This window comes from Acidobacteriota bacterium, assembly GCA_012517875.1.
In the GTDB taxonomy this organism is placed as follows: Bacteria; Acidobacteriota; JAAYUB01; order JAAYUB01; family JAAYUB01; genus JAAYUB01.
In genome coordinates, this window is record JAAYUB010000141.1 from 1 (window position 1) to 4052 (window position 4052).

Annotated in this window: 5 protein-coding genes; 1 reads left to right on the plus strand and 4 read right to left on the minus strand. The window is 60.9% G+C overall.

The genetic code is table 11. The features are described from left to right. Positions 1–202: 202 nt before the first annotated feature. A complete protein-coding gene (locus GX414_14380) occupies positions 203–529 on the plus strand; it encodes a hypothetical protein (GenBank protein NLI48286.1) in 327 nt (108 codons plus the stop codon). A gap of 15 nt (positions 530–544) precedes the next feature. Here GX414_14380 and GX414_14385 read toward each other — a convergent pair whose 3' ends face one another. The 4 genes from GX414_14385 to GX414_14400 all read right to left on the minus strand — a co-directional run bounded on the left by GX414_14385 (position 545) and on the right by GX414_14400 (position 3910). After that, a complete protein-coding gene (locus GX414_14385) occupies positions 545–898 on the minus strand; it encodes a DUF2752 domain-containing protein (protein ID NLI48287.1) in 354 nt (117 codons plus the stop codon). Positions 899–966: 68 nt separating this feature from the next. Then, positions 967–2322, minus strand: coding sequence for an MCE family protein (locus tag GX414_14390; GenBank protein ID NLI48288.1), 1356 nt, complete (start codon positions 2320–2322; stop codon positions 967–969). Positions 2323–2346: 24 nt separating this feature from the next. Then, positions 2347–3138: an ATP-binding cassette domain-containing protein gene (locus tag GX414_14395; protein ID NLI48289.1), complete on the minus strand. Its 792-nt coding sequence runs from the start codon at positions 3136–3138 to the stop codon at positions 2347–2349. A 7-nt stretch (positions 3139–3145) separates the two neighbouring features. Next, entirely contained in the window at positions 3146–3910 is a 765-nt protein-coding gene (locus GX414_14400; GenBank protein ID NLI48290.1) for an ABC transporter permease, read from the minus strand. Positions 3911–4052 lie beyond the last annotated feature (142 nt).

The following is a 4052-nucleotide window of genomic DNA, read 5'->3' on the forward strand; positions in this document are numbered from 1 at the left end:
GAAAATCCCGCGGACCTGATCCGCGAGCTCTTCCGGGAATCGGCGACCCCGGGAATCGCAATCACGCATGGCGAAACTGGACATCATGCAGTTGGCTCTCCGCGCAGACCGTCTGGGTCAGGGGCATTGTAGGTCCATCGGGTGCCGTTGGCAAGCCGCGGCACGCTTGATTTCTGAGCGGCATGAAGGTACAATCCGCCTAATGCGAAAACTGATCAGACCCACCCGTGAAGAACTCGACCGGCTGAAGAAGCTGTCCAGCCACTCGTCGGTCGTCACCCGCCGACGTTCGCCGGCTGAGGAGACGGGTAGCGAAACACTTTATCTGCAGCAGCACAGCCAGCATCAGACGCCCATGATCGTCCGGTTGACCTCCGGCGAGGAGATCCGCGGCTGGATCGAGTACTACGATCTGCACTTCATCCGGATCACGGTGGAACGGGGGCCCAACCGGTTTGTCTTCAAGCGGGACATCCTGTTCATGCATGAGGATCTGGCGGCACTCAAGCGACGCCGGCTCACCCGCTGATCCCCCACATCGCCATCACCACCACTGCCAAACGTCGTGTCCGAGTTTGAACACCCAGTTGAGCGTCATAGCGGCGATCAGCACAATGCCGGCGACAATCCACTCGGTGCGGTTCAGTTCCAGCCGGAAGCCCGGCCAGCGCAATAGCCACTGCCCCGCCACTTGAATGATCAGGCCGACCAGCACCGCGAAAACCACCACCCCCAGAGGCGACATGACGACCGCTTCACTCCACCGACCGTGGGTGAGCAGAACGAACGCGGTGGTCATCCCGCATGTCGGACACGGCAGGCCGGTGAATGCGCGGAAGCTGCACAGCGGCACCGGAATTCGATCGAACGGGAAGAATCGGGCGATCAGCAGCGCCATGACGCCAAGAATGCTGATCGCCCGCGTGTAGTACGAAATCGGACGGGCGGGCAGAACGATCCATTGCATCAGAAAACCTTGAACTGAATCCGCAGGTAGTCCTTTGGATTCTGCCGGACGTCGTAGATCAGCTTGGCCAGTTCGGCCAGCGCCTGGTTTAGGTTTTCATACAGCTGCTTGTCTTTGAGCAGCTGGCCCATGGTGCCTTCACCCCGATCGATCTGTTCCAGGATCTGGCGGATTTTGCGGAGCGAATCCCGCGCCTCCTCGAACAGCGTCGGGTCGGTGGACATCCGGCCCAGCGTGCCTTCTCCCTGCTCGATCCGCAGGAGCAGGCGGTCCACCTTGGCCGACACTTCCCGCAGGTTGTTGTACAGCGCGGGATCGTCGACCAGTTTGTTGAGCGTCCCCTGAGACGTGTTGAGCCGGTTGATGAACTGGTTGAGTTCCTTGGCGGTGGCGGTCAACTCGTCGTACAGGGCGCGATTGTGAACCAGCTGGCCGAACGTACCCTCGCTGCTGCGCAGGTCGTCCATGAGCCCGCCCGCCCGCTGAACAGTCACATCCAGGTTCTGGATTGTGGACACCAGGGACCGGTGCAGACTGGTTTCGTTGATGAGCTGGCCGATGGTGCCTTCGCCGGCGTCCAGTTTGGCTACGATGCTTTTCACGCGGTCCGATATGTCGCCGAAGTTGGCCATCAGGTCGTTGGCGTTGACCATCAGCTGCCGAATGGTGGCCTCGTTGACCGCTTCGATAAAGATGTGTCCCTCGGCGGTCCGGCGCGGCTCTTCCGGCAGCCGCCCGATGCTGATATCCACATACTTGTCGCCCAGCAGACCGATGGAGCCGATACTCACCTCCGAATCGCGCTTGATCCAGCCGACGAATTCGTCTTCGATCTGCAGGACCAGCCGGATGCTCTGGAGGTTACTCCGGGCGGTTTTCAGGTCCTGCCGCGCCGCCGCCAAATTCTTTCGGAGCCGGGCGAGGCGCTCTTCCTGCAGCAGGATCCCCTCCCGAACCTTGTCGGCATCCGCGGCCTGGGCAGCGGCAAGCGATGCCCGTTCGCGCTCCACCGCCTTTTCCACATCGCGGATCAGACCGTCGTAACGCTGGACGTCGGCGGTGAGCTGCTGGATCTTGTCGTTCGTGTCCCGGTTGGCTTGCGTGTCCGGCGGGGTCTTCTCCAGTTTGATGTCGTCCACATTGCCGATCTCGATTCCGTTGAGCCACACCGGCGCACCGGCCTTCAAACCGGAGATCTCCGGCAAATAAGTGACCGCATACGATTTGGGGGTGAAGAACCCGCGTCCCCCGCTGACCCGGATGATCATGAAAATCAGAATGGCGAAGCTGCCGATGACGAAAATGCCGACGCGAAACTCATGCCAGTTGAATCTCTTTTTGCGCCTTTCCATCACGGTGCCTCTCCTCGATGCGGTCGATTAGGAAATGAACTCCTGGATGTATGGGTCGCCGCTGCCAACCAGTTCGTCCATGTTGCCTGAAAATACGATCCGTCCGTCCCGCAGGACGCTGAACGAAGTGTGGACGAAACACTGGTCGGCGGGTTCCCGCTCCACCCGGATGTCGCCGGGCGACACGACTCGGGCCGTGTGTTCTGCCAGGAAGTACGCGGCGTTCAGATCGTGCGTCACCACGACCGAGGTCATACCCTCCATGTCACGCAGCTTGACCAGCAGGTCGCAGATCGACCGTGCCGTCACCGGATCGAGCCCGGCGGTGGGCTCGTCGTACAGCATGTACCGGGGTTGCCCCGCCAGAGCGCGGGCGATGGCGACCCGGCGGCGCATGCCGCCTGACAACTCGGCCGGTTTCATGTCGATGGTGTGGGCCAACTCGACGAAGCCAAGCAACCGGGTCACGATCTCCTCGATCTCATGCTCGTCCCAGCCGCCCTCGTCGTAGAGGCGATAGCCCACATTCTGCCGGATGGTCAGCGAGTCGAACAGCGCGCCCTCCTGAAAGACGATGCCCATCTGGTCGCGGATGGCGATCAGCTCATCCTCTTTCAACCGGGAGATATCCACATCGCTGACCTTCACCTGCCCCGCATCGCAGCGCTCGAGGCCGATGAAGAGCCGCAGCAGGGTGGATTTGCCGGAACCGCTTCCGCCCAGGACGATCAGGCTCTCGGCGGGTCCCACCCGCAGACAGATATCCTGCAGCACCGGGGTGTCGGCGTAGGACTTGTCGACGTGCAACATCTCCAACATGACGCGCTCAGTGAAAAAACTCGATGATGAGTTTGTTCAGGATGAAGTCCGACATGATGACCAGTATGGAGGCGGCGACCACCGACTTTGTGGTGGCCCGGCCCACACCCTGGGTGCCGCCCCAGGTTCGCAGGCCGTGATGGCAGCCGATCATCGCCACGATGAAACCGAACACAAGCGGCTTGCCCAGCCCGCCGATCAGGTCTTCATAGGTCAGCGAATCGAACGCGACCGACCAGAACAGCGACGTCCGCAGCTTCAGCTCGTACAGCGAAACCAGCCAGCCGCCGATCAACCCAAAAAAATCACAGACGGCCGTCAGCAGCGGCAGCATGGAAACCGTGGCCATCATCCGGGGGGTGACCAGCTTTTTAACGGGATCGGTGCCCAAGGCCCGCATGGCGTTGATCTGGTCGGTGACCACCATCGAACCCAACTCGGAAGCGATCCCCGATCCGATTCGTCCGGCGATCATGAGCGCCGACAGGACCGGCCCCAACTCGCGCACCAGACTCATCGAAACCAGTTGGCCGGTCAGGCCCACGGCTCCGAACGAACGGAGCGTGCTGGCGGTCTGGAGCGCGAGAACGCCGCCCGTAAAAAACCCGGTCAGGATGATGATGGTCAGCGAGCCGACGCCGATCAGGTCCATCTGCTCGAAGGTTTCGCGGATATAGCGCGGCCGGCGGAACAGATTCAGGATCGCCTTGAACGCCAACAGACTGAAGTCCTGAATTTCCACCAAGACGCTGATGATCAGATTCAAGAACATTGTACTCGTTCAGGCGCGCATCGGTTTTTCTTCTTATACCATACAACCGCGCAGAGGCCAACCGCCGGGGCGGATCATCAGGAACGCGGATGGTATTTCTTATAGATCTCCTTCAGGCGCGATTGCGTCACGAAGGTGTAGA